We start from the raw sequence: 18423 nt of genomic DNA, 5'->3' as shown, positions 1-18423 counted from the left end.
AATCAGTCAGTTGTGGGCTTGTCGCTGTGCTTACCGCCCGCGTCATTCTGGTGTGTTGGGGCTGTCGAGTATGCTTGAGAGAGCGCTGACTCCATACGGTCAAGCTGCGCTTTCAGCCCGCGAACATCATTGCGCAGCGACTGCAGCTCGGCTTCTTCGCCTTCGCCGTTGTCCAGCGCCATTTGCGCGCTCTCTTTCTGCATCACGTCCAGCACAATACCAATCATCATATTGAGAAAGATAAAGGCGTTCAAAAAGATAAAGGTGAGAAAATAGATCCAAGCGTAGGGGTAGACCTCCATGGCCGGGTACAGCACAGCGGTGGCCCAGCTCTCAAAGGTCGCCACCTGAAATAGCGTTAGCATGGCCAGGGAAATATTGCCCCACAGCCCCTCGTCTACATTGTGAAACAGAAAGCTCCCAATGGCAGCGTATATATAGAAGATGATAAACATCAGCAGTACCACATAGCCCATCCGTGGCACCGACTTCACCAGGGCGCTAAGTAGCATCTGAAGTTCAGGAATCATCGACACCAGGCGCAGTACCCGGAAAATGCGCAGCAGCCTGGCCAGTAGCACCATTTCCGAGTCATCCATGGGGATGAGACTGGCAGTCACAATCAGGAAGTCAAAAACGTTCCAGCCCTTTTTGAAGAAGTCGAGCAGGCTGCGCTCCGCGGCCATTCTGATTAAAATCTCAATCAGGAAAAATATCGTTACCGCGATATCGAGATAGAGCAGCCACTGCTCAACCTGAGTGGTTTCGTCGTAGGTTTTTGCCCCTATCACCAGGGCGGAAATGACGATAATGGCGATCACCATCGCTTCAAAAAACTTGTTTGACCGTAGCTTTTCAAAACGGGCCTGCCAGTTAGTAAAGGACTCACTCATGTAACAAAAAATCTCTCAACGGTTAATTCGCACACTTTATACTAAAATTACACACCTGCTACACAAGTGATATCCTGTTGTTTCACTTGATGTATCCTACGCCACCAGAACGCCTCTTTAGACGCCCTGTTGGTACTCTTTTGACTTTTTTTACTTTAGCCGCTGGATGATCCCCATGACACTGCTTTGGATAGCCTTATTGCCTCTGCTAGGCGTACTGGTGCCGGCACTCACCGCACGGCGCGGGCGCGGTTTCTGTTCCCTTGCAACGGCGGTGCTGCCCGCTACCGCCCTAGTAATGACGCTACTCAACGTGCCAGCTCTTTTAGATGGCGAGCAGCTACGTTTTTCGGTCACCTGGATGCCGGAACTGGCACTGAACCTGGCGTTCCGCCTGGATGGGCTATCGCTGCTGTTCAACCTATTGATACTCGGCATCGGTCTGCTGATTATTCTTTATGCTCACTACTATTTAGACAAAGACGAACCCTATGGCCGATTCTACGCCTTCCTGATGCTTTTTATGGCGTCAATGGTGGGTATTTCAATGTCGGACAACCTGATTCTGCTATGGCTCTTCTGGGAGTTAACCAGTCTCTCTTCGTTTTTGCTGATCGGTTACTGGTCGCACCAGTCGGATGCCCGTAAAGGCGCACGCATGGCGCTAACAGTCACCGGCGCGGGCGGCCTTGCGCTATTGGCGGGCTTACTGCTGTTGGGCGATATGGCGGGCAGCTTCAATATGGGCGATGTACTGGCTAGCAGCGAAGTGATTCTGGCGGATTCCCGCTACCCGCTTATGCTGGGTTTGGTACTGCTGGGGGCGTTTACCAAATCAGCACAGTTCCCGTTCCACTTTTGGTTGCCCCACGCCATGGCGGCACCCACGCCAGTATCAGCCTATCTGCACTCGGCCACCATGGTTAAAGCGGGCATTTTTCTGATGGCACGACTGCACCCAGCCATCGCGGGTAGCGAGCTATGGAGCGTGGTGGTCTCCCTAGTGGGCATCGTGACGATGCTGTATGGCGCTTGGTTTGCACTGATGAAGACCGACCTAAAGGGTATTCTGGCGTTCTCCACCGTTAGCCATTTAGGCTTGATTACCGTGCTGTTGGGTATCGGCAGCCCCATGGCGATTTTAGCTGCCCTGTTTCACATTCTGAATCACGCCACCTTTAAAGCCGCACTGTTTATGAGTGCCGGCATTATCGATCACGAGACCGGCACCCGGGAGCTGAAACAGTTGGGCGGGCTGAAAAAAGCCATGCCAGTGACGGCACTCTTGACCACGCTAGCGGCTGCCTCAATGGCGGGCGTACCGCTATTTAATGGTTTCTTATCCAAAGAGATGTTCTTCACCGAAGCGCTAGCGACGCCCGTGTTAGGCGGCCTCAGTTGGCTATTGCCCGCGCTGGCAACACTGGGCGGTATCCTCTCTGTGGCTTACTCGCTGCGTTTGGTGCACGCAGTTTTCTTCAAACCAGCCCGTGAAGCACCACCGAAATCGCCCCACGAGCCGCCGCACCTTATGCGTTTGCCGGTAGAAATATTGGTAGCCCTGTGCGTGGTAGTGGGCCTGTTCCCGGCTTTTATGGCAACGGGATTATTAGAGCTCGCCAGCCAAGCGGTGATTGGTAGCCCACTGGATTTCCACCTGGCTATTTGGCACGGCGTGAATCTACCGCTCATCATGAGTTTGCTCGCCTTCGTGGTGGGTATTGCACTCTATTGGCGCTATGGCGAGGTGCGTCGATTTACCCAGCAGTTTGCCGGGGTCGATGCCCGGCGGGTGTTTGAGCGCATGCTTGTCTCCATGGGCTATCGCGCCGAGCAGCTTATTGCCAAGCTTGAAGGCAATTCGCTACAGCGTTATGTGGGCTGGCTCTGGCTAGGCGCATTAGTCATGGGTGGGATCGGACTGGTTCAGATCACTGACTTAACGGGTGCTGCTGGCAATCAAGAGCTGGATGGTATCCTCATACTCGGGGCGGGGATGCTGATGTTTGGCGGCGTGGCCACCGCTGCCACTCACCGCTACCGGCTGATCTCTCTGCTGATGCTATCGGTCGTCGGGCTCTTTGTGGCGCTCACCTTTGCTCGTTTCTCAGCACCCGATTTAGCGCTGACACAGCTTTCGGTGGAAGTGGTGACCATGATCCTGTTGATGCTGGCGCTATTTTTCCTGCCGCAGAAGACCCCACGGGAATCCAGCCCACTGCGCAACGTTCGCGATATGCTGCTGGCAGGCACGCTAGGCTTGGTGATTGCCAGCCTTAACTACGCGGTCATGACCCGCGAGACGCTGTCGATTTCCAGTTTCTTTGTGGAAAACAGCAAGCCCGGTGGTGGCGGCTACAATGTGGTCAACGTGATTCTGGTCGACTTCCGGGGATTCGACACCTTGGGTGAAATCACCGTACTCGCCATCGCAGGCCTGGCGATCTTTAAGCTGCTGAACCGCTTACGCCTGTTTATGCCGCACAGTGACGGCGAAGGCCGGGTATGGTCACCTGACCGCTACCCAGCGGTACTCACGTCAATTTCAATGACGCTGCTGCCACTGGCACTGTTGGTATCTGCATTTATCTTCCTGCGCGGCCATAATCAGCCTGGGGGTGGCTTTATCGCGGGGTTGATTACTGCGGTAGCCTTGATCCTGCTGTACATGGCCCGGGGTGTGGCGTGGGCGCAAGAACGTTTGGACTTCCCTTTCCAACCGGTAGCCGTCATTGGGGTGGCGATAGCCACTCTAACCGGGCTGGGTAGCTGGCTATTTGGTCACCCGTTCTTAACATCCGCATTTGGCTATTTCAGCCTACCGCTCATCGGCACCTTTGAACTGGCCACCGCGCTGCTCTTTGATCTGGGTGTCTACTTAGCGGTGGTGGGCGCTACGCTGATGATTCTTGCCAACCTTGGTAAGGTCACCACCGCTCACCGCCCAGTGACCGAAGCAAGCGAACAGGATGCCGACGCTAGCGCCGCCGCCACCTCTGCCAAGGAGCCTCGTTAATGGAACTGCTTTATGCGATGACCACCGGTGTATTGACCGCTTCTGGCCTCTATCTAACGTTACGCGGCCGTACTTTCCCGGTCGTGGTAGGCCTTACGCTGCTCTCTTACGCAGTGAATTTGTTCCTGTTTTCGATGGGAGGATTAACCACTGATGGAGCTGCCATTGTCTCCGAGGGTGCAGGTTTCGCCGACCCGCTGCCCCAGGCGCTAGTGCTCACGGCTATAGTGATCGGCTTTGCGATGACGGCGTTTGTGGTGATCCTGGCCATGCGGGCGCGGAGTGAAGTGGGGAACGACCACGTCGACGGTAAAAAGGAAGACCGAGAATGATGCAGCATCTAATTGTTTTCCCTGTCGTTCTGCCGCTAGTCGCGGGCATATTACTGCTCTATCAGCGCCAAGGATTAGTGCGTTACAAGCGCACGGTGAGTGTTGCTGCCACGGTGCTACTGCTGCTGGTTGCGATAGGCCTATTACGCCAAGCCGCCAGTGGTGAAGTCACCTACTACGCGCTGGGTGACTGGCAAGCCCCGTTCGGCATCGTGTTAGTGCTGGATCGCCTCTCGGCGTTAATGCTGCTGCTGACCGCCGTATTGGCCGTTGGCGCAGTAGTGTTTGCCTGCGCCGGTGACGATGAAAAAGGCAGCAACTTCCATGGCCTTTTTCAATGGCAACTACTGGGCATTAACGGTGCTTTTTTAACCGGTGATTTGTTTAACCTGTTCGTCTTTTTTGAAGTTCTGCTGCTGGCGTCCTACGCCCTGCTGCTTCACGGCGGCGGCAAAGCGCGCATTCAAGCCAGCGTCCACTACGTGGTGCTCAACCTGGCGGGGTCTTCGCTGTTTCTGATTGCAGTGGGGATTCTGTATGGCGCGACAGGCACGCTCAATATGGCCGATATGGCGATCCGGGTAGCCGAACTACCCGAAGAGCGTGACGGCTTAGTGAGCGCTGGGGCACTGATGCTGCTGGTCGTGTTTGGGTTAAAAGCCGCCATTCTGCCGCTCTACTTCTGGCTGCCCAAAGCTTACGCCTCGGCCCCCGCGCCAGTGGCGGCGCTGTTTGCCATCATGACCAAAGTGGGTATTTACGCCATTCTGCGCGTCTACTCGCTCATTTTTGGCGATAGCGCTGGCGGTTTGGAGGCGCTGGAACAGCCCTGGGTGTGGTGGCTATCGCTCGCTACCCTGGCTGCCGCAGGCGTTGGGGTAATGGCCGCAAGGGACTTACGACTGCTGGTTGCTTATTTAGTGCTGGTGTCAGTGGGCACGCTGCTGGCCGGTATCGGTATGCGCTCGCCACAGGCGGTCTCTGCGCTTCTCTACTATCTGATCCACACTACGTTGATCACCGGTGGTCTGTTCCTGCTAGCGGAAATGATTGGCCTACAGCGTGGCAAAGCGGGTACTCGCATAGTCAAGGGCCGCCCTATGGTGCAGGGCGCAGCACTCGCCATGTTGTTTTTCGTCGGCGCTATCGCCGTCGCAGGCATCCCGCCGTTCTCCGGCGCTTTCGGCAAAGCATTGATGCTCAATGCTGCCGAAGGCACCCAGCGACTATGGCTATGGCCGCTGCTGCTGCTAACCAGTTTAGCCTCGCTGATCGCCCTCTCCCGGGCTGGCTCTACGCTGTTTTGGCGTAGCCACCGGGGCACGATCAGCGGTACGCCGCTTTCCCGTTGCCAGTGGTTTGGGGTTATTTGGCTGCTGAGTGCAGCCCCTCTATTAGTCGCCATGGCCGGGCCAGTGAGCAGCTACACTCAAGCCACGGCTGAGCAATTAGCCACCCCCCAGGTGCTGATTCGCACGCTACTACCTGATGCTGGAGATGCCCAATGATTGCTCCGCGCTCCTGGCTACCCACGCCTGTTTTATCGCTACTACTGCTCGTCGTTTGGCTGCTGCTGGTACGCAGCTACGCCTTTGGTCAATTCGTACTCGGTGGCTCGTTAGCCATTTTGATCCCACTGCTGACCCACCGCTTTTGGGATGCGCGACCGCTTATCGCCAAACCATTCGCGCTTTTGCGGTTTATTTTCCGGGTGCTGGGCGACATTATCATCGCCAACTTTGAAGTGGCTTACTTGATCGCCAACCCGTGGCGCAAGCTTAAGCCTCACTTTATTGAATACCCACTCATGCTCGAAGAGCGCTTCACCATTACGCTGCTGGCCAGCACGATCAGCCTGACACCGGGCACCGTATCAGCCAATCTACGCATGGATGGCAAGTCGCTGCTGATTCACGCCTTAAACGTGGACGATGAGGAGGCGCTGATTAACCAGATTCGTGAGCGCTATGAACGCCCGCTCAAGGAGATTTACGAATGCTGAGCATTGCGCTTTATATCACCTTAGCCCTGGTGGTGATGGCACTGTTGATGAATCTCTACCGGCTTACCATCGGCCCCAGCCTGCCCGACCGGGTACTCGCCCTGGACACTATGTACGTCAACTCGATTGCACTGATCGTGCTGCTGGGACTATGGCTGAACAGCAAAACCTATTTCGAGTCGGCGCTGCTGATCGCGATGTTAGGTTTCATCAGTACCGTTGCGGTGTGCAAATATATTCTGCGCGGAGATATTATCGAATGAGTACCGTGATCGTCGCCTCCATAAAGAGGCAGCCGCTATGCCAGAAAGGCTCATGCCAGGGGGCGTTATGTCAGGAGTAATAGAGGCGGTTATTTCGCTGCTGCTGGTTGCTGGCGGCATCTTTGTGTTTATTGGTTCGCTAGGGATGGCCCACTTGCGTGACTTTTATATGCGCCTGCATGGCCCGACCAAGGCCACCACTCTGGGTATCGGCTGTATGCTGATCGCTTCGATGATGTATTTCTGGAGCGTGGATGGCAAACCCGATATTCAGGAAATGTTGATTACGCTCTTCCTGTTCATTACCGCCCCCGTTAGCGCCCACTTGCTGGCCAAGTCCGGCTTGCACCTGCGTTTAAAGCACGCTGATAAAACCCAGGGTAAGCCAGTAGAGCTGCGTCCGGAAGAAGTCGGCGATAAACCGGTACCCCACCCGGATAAAGGCCATGGCTGAAAGCTAAGCAACCTCGCTTTTGTCATTGCGAGCGAAGCGCGGCAATCTTGGGTTGAACTGCGCCTGCGCAGGTTGAGATTGCCGCGTCGCAGGCTCCTCGCAATGACACTTTGCGCGACTGTGCCAAAGCAGAATTTACGGGGTTAAATCCTGCTGGTGATAGCCCAGTAGATAGAGCACGCCATCAAGGCCCGAGGTTGAAATCGCCTGGCGCGCCTGGGCACGCACCAGGGGCTTGGCCCGAAACGCAATCCCCATGCCCGCTTTGGCAAGCATTTTCAGATCATTGGCGCCATCCCCTACCGCAATCGTTTGACCCAGGGTAAAACCTTCACGCTGAGCAATGGACTCTAATAGTTCGGCTTTGCGCTCGGCATCGACGATCGGTTCACTTACTTCGCCGGTTACCTTGCCATTTTCGATGATCAGTTCATTGGCATGGATCTCGTCAAAGCCCAGCTTCTCCTGTAAGTGGCGAGCAAAGTAGGTGAAGCCGCCGGAGAGGATGGCGGTGCGAAAACCTAAGTGCTTCAGGTTAACCATTAAGCGCTCTACGCCTTCCATTAGCGGCAATTCCTCAGCGATCTCCGCCAGCACGGACTCATCCAAACCTTCAAGTTTGCTCATCCGCTCACGAAAGCTCGCTTTGAAATCCAACTCGCCGCGCATGGCACGCTCGGTGACTTCTGCGACTTCATCACCCACGCCATGGCGGCGGGCCAGTTCGTCAATCACTTCAGCTTTGATCAGCGTGGAGTCCATATCGAAACACACCAAACGGGGCTGAACGTGATCGCGAGTATTCGCTTGGACAACAATATCGACACTCAGGGTTTCGCTCAGTACCAATGCCGCATTGCGGACAGCTTCAATATCCACCTCACCTACCAGACGGTACTCAATACAGTCGATGCACTTATTCTGCTGTAACGAGGCGTCGGCAAGGCGCTGGGTGCTCTTTTCTTGTAGGCCAAACTGCACGATCAGTGCATCTACCTGGGATTGAATATCTGCGGTTAAACGTGCCGCTAAAACGGTTAGGATCAAGTCACCGCCTGCCATCACTTAGCTCCTGCCATTATTTACTCTCCTGCCTCTAAACGGTCGACTTTCTGGAAGCCACGGGGCAACTTGCTACCGCGGCGGCCACGCTCACCGCGATAATAAGCTAAATCGTCGGCTTTTAGGGTTAGCTTACGCTTACCAGCATGAATCATTAACGCCTCACTGGCAGCGAGCACCACAATGCCGGTAACAAACTCCTCCCGGCGGGCGGCGCGTGGGCCAGGGATATCGAGCATCTTATTGCCTTTGCCTTTGGACATTTCTGGTAGTTGATCCAAGGGAAACAGCAACAGCCGACCTTCGTTTGAAACCGAGGCAACCCACAGCTCATCGCCCTCTGGCACTTCAACCGGCGCCATCACATTGCAGCCTTTGGGCAGGCTAAGCACCGCTTTGCCGGCTTTGTTTTTACCGGTAAGTGTATCGAGCCGTGCCACAAAGCCATAACCGCCGTCAGTGGCGAGCACGAAGCGCCGCTCCGGCGGTGCGAACATCAGTCCCGCCATTTTCGCCCCAGCGGCAACGTTCGCGCGACCGGTGACCGGTTCCCCCTGCCCCCGCGCACTGGGAAGATTGTGAGCAGACAGCGTATAGGCACGCCCGGTGTCATCCAGCAGCACCAGCGGCTGATTGGTTTTACCTTTCGCCGCCAGTTGGAAGCTATCCCCGGCTTTATAGGAGAGCCCCTCGGGGTCGATATCGTGCCCCTTGGCCGCACGAATCCAGCCTTTATCGGAGAGCACCACGGTAATCGGGTCAGCGCCCAGCAGCTCCACTTCTGAAAGCGCCTTGGACTCTTCGCGCTCGACCAGCGGTGAGCGACGCTCATCGCCATGCTCTTTACCTGCTGCGCGGATCTCTTTTTCAATCAGCGTAGTGAGCTTGGCTTCGCTGCCCAGCAGCCCCTCTAGATATTTGCGCTCTTTTTCCAGCTCATCCTGCTCGCCGCGAATTTTCATTTCTTCGAGCTTGGCAAGGTGACGCAGGCGTAACTCTAAAATGGCTTCGGCTTGGCGCTCAGAGAGACTAAACGTTGCTATCAGCGAGGCTTTAGGGTCGTCCTCCTCGCGAATAATGCGGATCACTTCGTCCAGATCAAGGTAGGCAATTAGCAAGCCTTCCAGGATATGCAGCCGGTCTTCGACTTTGCCTAAGCGGTGCTCTAAACGACGACGCACCGTGCTGCGCCGGAACTGCAGCCACTCACCCAGCATTTCGGGCAGCGGCATCACCCGTGGGCGGCCGTCCAGGCCGATCACGTTCATGTTCACCCGCACGTTCTTTTCCAGGTCGGTGGTGGCGAATAGGTGCGCCATCAACGACTCTACGTCAATGCGGTTGGAGCGTGGTTCGATGACCAGGCGAGTCGGCTCTTCGTGGGTCGACTCATCGCGCAGGTCAGCCACCATGGGCAGCTTTTTGGCCTGCATTTGCGCGGCAATCTGCTCCAATACTTTGGCACCGCTGACCTGATAGGGTACGGCGGTGATAACAATATTGGCTTCTTCGCGGATGTAGCGGGCACGCAGCTTGACCGAGCCACGCCCGGATTCGTAGAGCTTCCGAAGATCCGCGGGCGGGGTAATAATTTCTGCATCGGTGGGGAAATCGGGCGCGGGCACGAATTCCATTAAATCAGCGGTGGTCGCCTTGGGGTTGCGCAACAGATGACAGGTGGCTTCGACCACTTCCGAGACATTATGGGGAGGAATATCGGTGGCCATGCCAACCGCAATCCCTGTGCCACCATTGAGCAGCACATGGGGTAACTTGGCCGGCAGTACCAGCGGCTCTTGCATGGTGCCGTCAAAGTTGGGCGCCCAATCGACGGTGCCTTGGCCTAGCTCGCCCAGCAGCACTTCGGCGAACTTGGAAAGCTTGGCTTCGGTGTAGCGCATGGCGGCGAAGGATTTGGGGTCATCGGGGCTACCCCAGTTGCCTTGGCCGTCTACCAGCGGGTAGCGGTAGCTAAATGGTTGCGCCATCAACACCATGGCTTCGTAGCAGGCGCTATCCCCATGGGGGTGGAATTTACCCAGCACGTCACCGACGGTACGCGCCGACTTTTTGTACTTGGCGTTGGCGTGCAGCGCCAGCTCACGCATGGCGTAAATTATCCGCCGCTGCACGGGTTTCATGCCGTCGCCAATATTGGGCAAGGCGCGGTCGAGAATGACGTACATCGAGTAGTCGAGGTACGCTTTTTCGGTGTAGTCGCGCAGGGAGAGACGCTCGACGTCTCCTTCCGCTACTTGAATATCCATGTCGATCATATCCTACCTTGACAACAAAACCGCCCCTGTTGGGGCGGCTGATAAGCGGACACGCGGCCACTTAACATGGCTCGCTATGTTAATTGATACCTTTCGTTTGATGCATTGGATAGCGCTGCCGTAGATGACGCTTCTTGAGAACTACCGTGAAACTCGTCTAACAGCCCTTTTAAGCGCTGAGCCTGTAATGACAGCTCATTGGCAGCACTCGCCGCTTCGCTAACCAACCCGGCATTTTGCTGCGTCACCGTATCCATTTGCGTGACCGCCCGGTTGATCTCATCAATACCGTTGGTCTGCTCGCCAGACGCTTGGCTGATTTCGCTAATACGTGCAGTAACCTCTTCAATCGCCACCACGATATCTTTCATGGCGGATTCAGCTGCTTGAGCATAGCCACTACCGGTGGCAATCTGCTCTGAGGTGGTTTTAATCAGCCCATTAATGTTTCTGGCAGAAGCAGCGCTACGCGACGCCAGCTCACGTACTTCGCTGGCCACTACGGCAAAGCCACGCCCATGTTCACCGGCTCGCGCCGCCTCTACAGAGGCATTTAACGCTAAAATATTGGTTTGGAAGGCAATGTTTTCAATCACATCGACTATCGAAGAGACCTCAGTAGAGCTTGCGTTGATAGCCTCCATGGATTGCGCCAGCCGTGATACCTGCTCTCCACCCTGTTTCACTTTTTCCGCTGACTCTTTCGCTCGCTGATCCGCCTCTTGAGCGTTATCAGCATTGCGCTTCACCGTAGCGGCCATCTCTTCCATCGTAGAAGAAGTCTCTTGCAGAGAAGCCGCTTGCTGCTCAGTGCGGCTAGAAAGCTCGGTATTGCCCGCGGCAATTTCCGTCGATTCACTGGCAATGGCATCCGCTACGCCACGCACATCACCAAACAGGCGCTGCAACTTCTCCGCGTAGCGATTCACAGCACCGCGTAGCTCGCCGATTTCATCATCGCGATAAATGGTCAGTTCACGACTGGAACCGCCCTGGCCCAGTTGATCAATCTGCCCAGTAGTGCTGCGAATCTGACGTAACAAGATACGCCCACCCCACCAGCCTAGCGCGAGCAGCAGCGCCAACAGCGGTAAAATAAACATCAATAAATCACGCGTTAAGGTGCGCGCCAAGGCTGTTACCTGTTCGCTAGGCGTTACCAAGCCGAGTGTCCAGCCAGTGTCTGGCATATCAAACAAACGCACTGCCGCAGGCTCGTCCAATACGCCCGCACTTTCTACATTGGCCTCATCACGGCCAGCCTCAACGGCCTCTACAACGGGCTGAAGCCAAGGCATATCCCCCACTAAATCGCCCAGGCCGCGCATTTCATCCGACGCCTGCTCAACGCCCGGTAGGTCAATCACGTTGTGATCTTTATCCAGTACAAAGGCATAGCCGCCCGTTCCACCACCATTTTCGGCGAGAAACTCAGCAACACCGTTTAACTGCATATCAATGGTGGCCACACCGGCAAAGTCATTATTGAGGTAATAAGGCACACTACAGGTCACCATCGCGACACCGGTCGCCGGATCGCGATAAGCAGCAGACCAAACACACTGCCCAGGGGTCGCATCACGAGCACTGCTGTACCATGCCTCATCATGATAAGGGGCAATATCGCTTGCGTTATAGTCATCCAAAAACTCCAGCTCGCCCTGGGCGTTGCGTGCCCAGAAAAAGCTAAAGCGCTCGACACCTGAGGAAAATGCGCCGGGCTCCGGCCAAATACCGCCGCCCGCCACCGTTGCATTGCCGTTGTCATCAACGACATTAGGCAAGGCTTCAAGGTAAATGGCTTCTTCACGCGGCAGCGATTCGGCCAAAGCCGCCAAGCTCGATGTATTGCCTTCGACCCGGGCTAATTGACCATTGAGCGCATTTACAATCGAGCCCCCCGTACGCTCTATCAATGACTGGCTCGCATCGATAACCAACGGCTGACCTCGCCACGCCATTACGCCGTAAATGCTGGCCGCCATCAGAAGCATGAGTACGAATGCAGACAGCGTTAACTGTCGAGATATCGTGTTAAACAAAAGCCTTCCCCTTATGTATGAATGTACGTTTATTACGTCTTTTTAGTATGTAAGCTCTACATCCAACTATCGGCTAAAGTACGCGTTACTGTAACAACGGCTTGTTAACGCTTGTCTGCTTTTACCTACACTTCGATATCGGCAAGATTGCCGTAATCTTCCAGCCATTTTTTGCGATCACCGGCACGCTTCTTGGCCAGCAGCATATCCATCATTTCCATGGTGCCGTCGCCGACGGTCAACGTCAGTTGCACAAGGCGACGGGTTTCCGTCGACATGGTGGTTTCACGTAGCTGTAGCGGGCTCATCTCACCCAGACCTTTAAAGCGCTGCACATTAGGTGTGCCACGCTTATTGGCCAGTTGCTTGAGAATGGCGGCTTTTTCGCTCTCATCCAGGGCGTAGTGCACTTCTTTACCCAGATCGATACGGTAAAGAGGTGGCATGGCGACATACACATGGCCTGCGTCTACCAGGCTCGGAAAATGGCGTACAAACAGCGCGCACAGTAGCGTGGCAATGTGCAAGCCATCGGAGTCGGCATCGGCGAGAATACAGATCTTGTGATAGCGCAGCTTTTCCAGATCAGCGCTGCCGGGGTCAGCGCCAATGGCGACGGCGATATCGTGCACCTCCTGGGAACCGTAGATATCGTGGGTTTCCACTTCCCAGGTATTCAGGATCTTACCGCGCAGGGGCAGTATCGCCTGGGTCTCGCGGTTACGCGCCTGCTTGGCACTGCCGCCAGCGGAGTCCCCTTCGACCAAAAACAGCTCACTCTGGGCAGGGTCTTGGCCGGAGCAGTCCGCTAGCTTACCGGGCAAGGCCGGGCCGGACGTGACCTTTTTACGGGCGACTTTTTTGGCTTTTTTCTGGCGATTTTGCGCCGCGCTGATGACCAGCTCGGCAATCGCTTCGGCTTGATCCACATGGTGGTTCAGCCATAGCGAGAAAGCATCTTTAACCACGCCGGAAACAAAACCGGCAATCGTGCGCGATGACAGCCGCTCTTTGGTTTGCCCGGCAAACTGCGGGTCGAGCATCTTCACTGAGAGCACAAAGGAGGTGCGCTCCCAAAGGTCATCAGCGGTGAGTTTGATGCCGCGGGGCAACAAGTTGCGGTATTCGCAGAATTCCCGCAGCGCGTCCAGCAGCCCGGAACGAAAGCCGTTTACATGGGTACCGCCCTGAGGGGTGGGAATAAGGTTAACGTAGCTCTCCAGCAGCGCTTCGCCGCCTTCTGGTAGCCATTGAATCGCCCAATCGACACCGTGCTCGTCGTCATTGAAGTGGCCTACAAAAGGCTCCTTGGGCAGTACTTCATAACCATCGGTGGCTTCAACTAAGTAGTCGCGCAAACCATCGGCGAACTCCCACTCTGTGGAAGTGCCGTCAGGTTCTACCAGCGTGACTTTCAAGCCGGGACACAGCACCGCTTTGGCACGCAGCAGGTGTTTCAACCGGGTTAGCGCTAACTTGGGGCTATCGAAGTAGCTCTCATCCGGCCAGAAACGCACCAAAGTGCCACTTGCCCGCTTGGGGGCTTTACCAATTTCATGCAGCTCTTCGACTTTCTCACCGAACTCGAAGGCCATGGCATGGCGTGCCCCATCCCGGGTAACTTCGACATCCAACCGGCGCGATAGCGCATTAACCACCGAGACACCTACCCCGTGTAGGCCGCCGGAGAAGCGGTAGCTAGTGGAGGAGAATTTGCCACCCGAGTGCAATTTGGTAAATATCAGTTCAACGCCCGAAACACCGTGTTCAGGGTGTAGGTCGATGGGCATACCACGGCCATTATCCTGCACCTCAATCCCGCCGTCGCTATGCAGCACGACGTTAATCATGGTGGCGTGGCCCGCTAGCGCTTCATCGACGCTGTTATCAATCACTTCTTGAGCAAGGTGGTTGGGGCGTGTGGTGTCGGTATACATACCGGGACGCTTACGTACCGGCTCGAGGCCCGACAGGACTTCGATGGAACTCGCGCCGTACTGAGAGGCATCAAACTGGGTCATGTAACGTCGGTTCCCTGAAAAATCGTACTGGCAGCCATATCAAATGCTGAAAAGTGTCATTGCCGACTTGCAAAGAGGCACAGGATAGCGGAAAAGCAAAAAGCTGTATATCTAGCCATGCTTATCAATGGCAAAGCGGAAAGGGCTTCCCCGTCGATAAGTCTACGAGGGGGCGCTGTAACCCCATCCCTGGGCGCTACATTTGCCATCTGCCCGCCATGGACGGCGGAAATGCCGGAATTGTATGGAACATATTCCGGCCATGGCAAATGACCCCCTCTACGACTTATCCACGGCGCCCTTTCTATATGTGCTCACAATATACTAGCGACAAAATTGCACCGTTCACTCCTGCTCAGCCGCCCAAAATGCTTCAATCAATCCCTTACTGGAAGCATCCATCCGCGATAGATCTCCCTCATGGTCGATAATTTTTTGGGTATCCGTGGCAATCTGTTTGCCTAGCTCAACGCCCCACTGATCGAACGGGTTGATATCCCAAATCACCGCCTGAACAAAGACTTTGTGCTCGTAAAGGGCGATAAGCGAACCCAGGGTCGCTGGGGTGAGCTGGTCAAGCAGCACCGTCGTCGAGGGCTGGTTACCCCGATAACGCTTGTGCTCTGGCCGTGGGCCGTCGTCTTCCAAAGCGTCATCACCAAGCATTAATACGCGGGACTGCGCAAAACAGTTGGCCAGTGCCAGGCGATGCTGGGTTTTAAGGTGGCGGCGGGTATCTGGATCTTCCACCTCATCGTAGCGCTTGAGCGGCGCGATAAAATCACACACCACCGGTTGAGTGCCCTGATGCAATAGCTGATAAAACGCATGCTGGGCGTTGGGGCCAAGCTGCCCCCAGAGCACAGGGCAGGTGGAGTAGTTAATCGGCTGGCCTTGACGGGTAACCGACTTGCCGTTGGACTCCATCTCAAGCTGTTCAAGATAGGCGGCGAAATACTCCAAGCGCCCATCGTAGGGCAGAATGGAGTGCGCACGGATATCCAGGAAGTTGACATTCCAGATTCCCGCTAACGCCAGCAGCACGGGCAGGTTCTCCGCCATTTCTGCCTCAGCAAAATGGCGATCCATGGCGTGCGCACCGGCTAAAAACTCGCGGAAATTCGCCATCCCAACCACCAGCGCAATGGGTAAACCAATGGTGCCCCATAGCGAGTAGCGCCCGCCTACCCACTCCCAGAAGGTTAATTGATGATCGTCAGCAATGCCCCACTCGGTCATTTTCTCAGGGCTCGCCGACACACCAATAAAGTGCTGACGCACCACCAACTCAGCGCTAATCGGCGTCGCACCATGCTGGGTCAAGCGGCTAAGTAACCACTCCCGTGCGGTGTTAGCGTTGGAAAGTGTATCAATGGTAGTGAACGACTTGGATGACAACACAAAGATAGTGGTTTCAGGATTCAACCGGCTCAGATAGTCCGCTAACTGGGAGCCATCCATGGTGGAGGCAAAATGCACCTCAACCGGATGAATATCTTTGGGTCGGAAATCTGCCAAGGCATGGGTGACCATTAGTGGGCCTAGATCTGAACCGCCTACACCCAGGTTAACCACATGCCGAATCGGCTTGCCGGTGGCACCACGCCACTGCCCTGCGTGCAGCCGGCTGACCAAGCGCTCCATTTGGGCAAGGCTTTCATGCACGGCAGCGACGATATCTTCCCCCTCAACCTCAAGCGTCGCATCGGCGGGTAAACGCAGCGCCGTATGTAACGCCGGGCGGTTTTCGCTGACGTTCACTCGCTTACCGCTCAACAGCGCCTCAATGGCAGAGGGTACGCCCGCTTCACTGGCCAGCGTAAACAGATGTTCGAGGGTATCATCATCCCAGCGCTGCTTGGAAAGATCCAGCGTCAAGCCCGCCACCTGGCGAGTAAAGCTTTCCCAGCGGGAGGGCTCGGTGCCAAACAGCGTTTTCAAGTGGACGTGCTGCAGCGTTTCAGCGTGATGCTTTAACGTTTGCCATGCCGGTAACGTATCGGGTGTAGCGCTTGATGCTGAGACCATTTAGTTTCTCCAGTGGCGTCGATCCTTGCAGCGGGGTTCATTAAACAGGTTAATAACCTTAAACAGGGCTGTTCTAAACGAGTCTGTGCTAGACAGGCCTGTTCTAGTCAATTAAGGGCGCGTAAACTAGCACGCCTTTTCCATGATCCCGGCTTGCCCATGAGTGATGCATCTTACCGTGACGCTATCTTTTCGACACCCCTTGACCGAGTAGCGCGGTTCTCTTTCGACGAAAAGGTGGTCGCCTGTTTCCCTGACATGATCCGCCGATCGGTACCCGGCTACGGGCAAATTCTCGGCATGTTGAGCTTAATTGCCCAGCGCCACCTGCGCCATGGCGCCCATGTCTATGATCTAGGCTGTTCGCTGGGCGCTTCCGGCCTTGCGCTGGCAGGGGCGCTGGCGCCTGACGCCTTTCGCTATACGGGCGTTGACCTATCGCCCGCCATGGTCGCCCAGGCTCGGCAAACCTTTGCTGACGAGTGCCCAGCGTACGCTATGCAGGTCGAAGAAGCCGACATTCGTACCCTAGAGTATGCGTCTTCGGGCATGATCATTCTCAATTTTACCCTACAGTTTCTACCCGCCGCCGACCGCGATGCACTACTGGCGCGGCTTTATGCAGCGCTGGAACCCGGCGGCGTGCTGATTCTCTCGGAGAAAACCGTCGACGCCGACGAGCGCGACAACGCCTGGCGGGTAGAACGCTACCACGATTTCAAGCGCGCCAATGGCTACAGTGATCTGGAAATCAGCCAGAAGCGCACCGCTCTTGAGAACGTACTGGTGCCGGATACCCTCGATGCACTTCATGGTCGTTTGAAACAAGCAGGTTTTCCACGTTCGATGACCTGGTTCCAGTACCTTAACTTTGCCTCGCTGATTGCGTTTAAGGAGGGTTAAAGGTGGCGCCACTACCCGACGATCATCGCGCAATTTATCAGGCGTTTTTAGATCAAGCCACGCTTGATGCCTCGCTAACGCCCTGGCTAGCGAAGCTACCCGAGCAGTTAGCTCACGGGCTTGACCGTAACCGCCACGGCGATTTATCCGCCTGGGAAAAAGCCGTGGCCAAGCTTCCGGCGCTGCCCGCTGAGCGGCGCGTGGATTTAAACAGCGACACCGTCAGCGTTGATCTCGATCTTAGCGATAGCCAGCAGCGCCAGTGTTTTAACCTGCTAAGAAAACTCGCCCCCTGGCGAAAGGGCCCTTTTCAACTGGGTGGCATTCATATTGATACCGAGTGGCGCTCGGACTGGAAGTGGCAGAGAGTGGCTCCCCACTTGGCGCCGCTAAAATACCGTAAGGTACTCGACGTGGGGGGTGGCAGCGGTTACCACGCCTGGCGGATGGCTGGGGCAGGGGCTGCTTTCGTATTAGTAATTGACCCTTCGCCGCGCTTCTACTGGCAATTTCAGGCGGTACGCCACTTCGTCGGCGATACCGATGACGGCAGAACTCAGTTTTTACCAGTGGGTATAGAAGATGTGCCGGAGAACCTGGGCTTTTTCGATACGGTATTTTCCATGGGCGTGCTCTACCATCGCCCAGCCCCGTTGGAACATCTTCAGCAGCTAAAAGCCGCGTTAGTTCCGGGCGGCGAGCTGGTGCTAGAAACCCTGGTAGTCGAAGGCGACGAGCAGACCGTATTTGTGCCCGGCGAACGTTACGCCGCCATGCCCAACGTCTACTTCCTGCCCTCTTCTCAAGCACTCTGCCACTGGCTGGAGCGCTGCGGCTTTACCAACGTGCGCGTGGTCGATGAAGCCGTTACCACGTTAGACGAGCAGCGCTCGACGGAGTGGATGACCTACCAATCGTTGGCTGATTTTCTCGACCCCAACGACCGCACCCGCACCATTGAAGGCTACCCTGCACCGCGGCGGGCGGTGATTTTGGCGAATAAGCCGGGCCAATTAGCCGTTAGCCGTTAGCCGTTAGCCGTTAGCCGTTAGCCAAGTGTGCGAAGAAGGTGTCAAAACCGCCCCGGCGTCCGCCAAGCCGCATTGAATTGCCCCCCCAAATATTGACTTA

14 protein-coding genes are annotated in these 18423 nt (G+C 55.7%); 8 read left to right on the top strand and 6 right to left on the bottom strand.

Features of this window, described 5'->3' with window-relative positions; genetic code table 11:
• Window positions 1–2: 2 nt before the first annotated feature.
• Window positions 3–893: an ion transporter gene (locus ACW17M_RS03000; RefSeq protein ID WP_035539138.1), complete on the bottom strand. Its 891-nt coding sequence runs from the start codon at window positions 891–893 to the stop codon at window positions 3–5.
• A 175-nt stretch (window positions 894–1068) separates the two neighbouring features.
• Between ACW17M_RS03000 and ACW17M_RS02995 the strand changes: the two genes are divergently transcribed.
• The 6 genes from ACW17M_RS02995 (at window position 1069) to ACW17M_RS02970 (ending at window position 6960) form a co-directional block, all read left to right on the top strand.
• A complete protein-coding gene (locus tag ACW17M_RS02995) occupies window positions 1069–3909 on the top strand; it encodes a monovalent cation/H+ antiporter subunit A (RefSeq protein ID WP_457546900.1) in 2841 nt (946 codons plus the stop codon).
• Complete coding sequence (locus tag ACW17M_RS02990) at window positions 3909–4241, top strand: Na+/H+ antiporter subunit C (RefSeq protein ID WP_022523997.1); 333 nt, start codon at window positions 3909–3911, stop codon at window positions 4239–4241. The genes ACW17M_RS02995 and ACW17M_RS02990 overlap by 1 nt, the downstream gene beginning before the upstream one ends.
• Complete coding sequence (locus ACW17M_RS02985) at window positions 4238–5749, top strand: monovalent cation/H+ antiporter subunit D (protein WP_457546899.1); 1512 nt, start codon at window positions 4238–4240, stop codon at window positions 5747–5749. The genes ACW17M_RS02990 and ACW17M_RS02985 overlap by 4 nt, the downstream gene beginning before the upstream one ends.
• On the top strand, window positions 5746–6243 hold the full coding sequence (locus tag ACW17M_RS02980; protein ID WP_161463464.1) for a Na+/H+ antiporter subunit E: 498 nt from the start codon (window positions 5746–5748) through the stop codon (window positions 6241–6243). The genes ACW17M_RS02985 and ACW17M_RS02980 overlap by 4 nt, the downstream gene beginning before the upstream one ends.
• Complete coding sequence (locus ACW17M_RS02975; protein WP_008958594.1) at window positions 6237–6506, top strand: K+/H+ antiporter subunit F; 270 nt, start codon at window positions 6237–6239, stop codon at window positions 6504–6506. The genes ACW17M_RS02980 and ACW17M_RS02975 overlap by 7 nt, the downstream gene beginning before the upstream one ends.
• Before the next feature lie 67 nt (window positions 6507–6573).
• Entirely contained in the window at window positions 6574–6960 is a 387-nt protein-coding gene (locus ACW17M_RS02970) for a Na+/H+ antiporter subunit G (protein WP_027959043.1), read from the top strand.
• Between the two features lie 135 nt (window positions 6961–7095).
• Here the strand turns inward: ACW17M_RS02970 and serB are convergent, their stop codons facing one another.
• The 5 genes from serB to pgi all read right to left on the bottom strand — a co-directional run bounded on the left by serB (window position 7096) and on the right by pgi (window position 16389).
• Window positions 7096–8022 (bottom strand): phosphoserine phosphatase SerB, encoded by a 927-nt coding sequence (gene serB, locus ACW17M_RS02965; protein ID WP_041158016.1) that lies wholly within the window; start codon window positions 8020–8022, stop codon window positions 7096–7098.
• 20 nt (window positions 8023–8042) lie between these two features.
• The gene (parC, locus tag ACW17M_RS02960; protein ID WP_009287737.1) at window positions 8043–10298 is read right to left on the bottom strand and encodes a DNA topoisomerase IV subunit A; all 2256 of its coding nucleotides are present in this window, start codon (window positions 10296–10298) and stop codon (window positions 8043–8045) included.
• Between the two features lie 74 nt (window positions 10299–10372).
• Window positions 10373–12340 (bottom strand): methyl-accepting chemotaxis protein, encoded by a 1968-nt coding sequence (locus ACW17M_RS02955; protein WP_457546898.1) that lies wholly within the window; start codon window positions 12338–12340, stop codon window positions 10373–10375.
• Between the two features lie 125 nt (window positions 12341–12465).
• Entirely contained in the window at window positions 12466–14361 is a 1896-nt protein-coding gene (gene parE / locus ACW17M_RS02950; protein ID WP_009287735.1) for a DNA topoisomerase IV subunit B, read from the bottom strand.
• Window positions 14362–14706: 345 nt separating this feature from the next.
• Window positions 14707–16389, bottom strand: a complete 1683-nt coding sequence (pgi, locus tag ACW17M_RS02945; RefSeq protein WP_457546897.1) for a glucose-6-phosphate isomerase — start codon at window positions 16387–16389, stop codon at window positions 14707–14709.
• Between the two features lie 159 nt (window positions 16390–16548).
• On the opposite strand from pgi, the gene cmoA reads away from it, so the two are divergent.
• Both cmoA and cmoB read left to right on the top strand, forming a co-directional pair.
• Window positions 16549–17292 (top strand): carboxy-S-adenosyl-L-methionine synthase CmoA, encoded by a 744-nt coding sequence (cmoA, locus tag ACW17M_RS02940; RefSeq protein WP_022524005.1) that lies wholly within the window; start codon window positions 16549–16551, stop codon window positions 17290–17292.
• Between the two features lie 2 nt (window positions 17293–17294).
• Entirely contained in the window at window positions 17295–18323 is a 1029-nt protein-coding gene (cmoB, locus tag ACW17M_RS02935) for a tRNA 5-methoxyuridine(34)/uridine 5-oxyacetic acid(34) synthase CmoB (protein WP_039859752.1), read from the top strand.
• Window positions 18324–18423: the final 100 nt, after the last annotated feature.

The sequence above is a fragment of the Vreelandella sp. 2A-K22 genome (genome assembly GCF_054065485.1).
This window is presented reverse-complemented; position numbering and strand designations above follow the sequence as displayed.

Excerpts from the sequence above, each read along its gene's own strand:
- ACW17M_RS02985 (WP_457546899.1), top strand. The coding sequence starts at position 4,238 with ATGATGCAGCATCTAATTGTTTTCCCTGTCGTTCTGCCGCTAGTCGCG.
- cmoA (WP_022524005.1), top strand. The coding sequence starts at position 16,549 with ATGAGTGATGCATCTTACCGTGACGCTATCTTTTCGACACCCCTTGAC.
- serB (WP_041158016.1), bottom strand. The coding sequence starts at position 8,022 with ATGGCAGGCGGTGACTTGATCCTAACCGTTTTAGCGGCACGTTTAACC.
- ACW17M_RS02980 (WP_161463464.1), top strand. The coding sequence starts at position 5,746 with ATGATTGCTCCGCGCTCCTGGCTACCCACGCCTGTTTTATCGCTACTA.
- ACW17M_RS02995 (WP_457546900.1), top strand. The coding sequence starts at position 1,069 with ATGACACTGCTTTGGATAGCCTTATTGCCTCTGCTAGGCGTACTGGTG.
- ACW17M_RS02970 (WP_027959043.1), top strand. The coding sequence starts at position 6,574 with ATGTCAGGAGTAATAGAGGCGGTTATTTCGCTGCTGCTGGTTGCTGGC.
- parC (WP_009287737.1), bottom strand. The coding sequence starts at position 10,298 with ATGATCGACATGGATATTCAAGTAGCGGAAGGAGACGTCGAGCGTCTC.
- ACW17M_RS03000 (WP_035539138.1), bottom strand. The coding sequence starts at position 893 with ATGAGTGAGTCCTTTACTAACTGGCAGGCCCGTTTTGAAAAGCTACGG.
- parE (WP_009287735.1), bottom strand. The coding sequence starts at position 14,361 with ATGACCCAGTTTGATGCCTCTCAGTACGGCGCGAGTTCCATCGAAGTC.
- ACW17M_RS02990 (WP_022523997.1), top strand. The coding sequence starts at position 3,909 with ATGGAACTGCTTTATGCGATGACCACCGGTGTATTGACCGCTTCTGGC.
- pgi (WP_457546897.1), bottom strand. The coding sequence starts at position 16,389 with ATGGTCTCAGCATCAAGCGCTACACCCGATACGTTACCGGCATGGCAA.
- ACW17M_RS02975 (WP_008958594.1), top strand. The coding sequence starts at position 6,237 with ATGCTGAGCATTGCGCTTTATATCACCTTAGCCCTGGTGGTGATGGCA.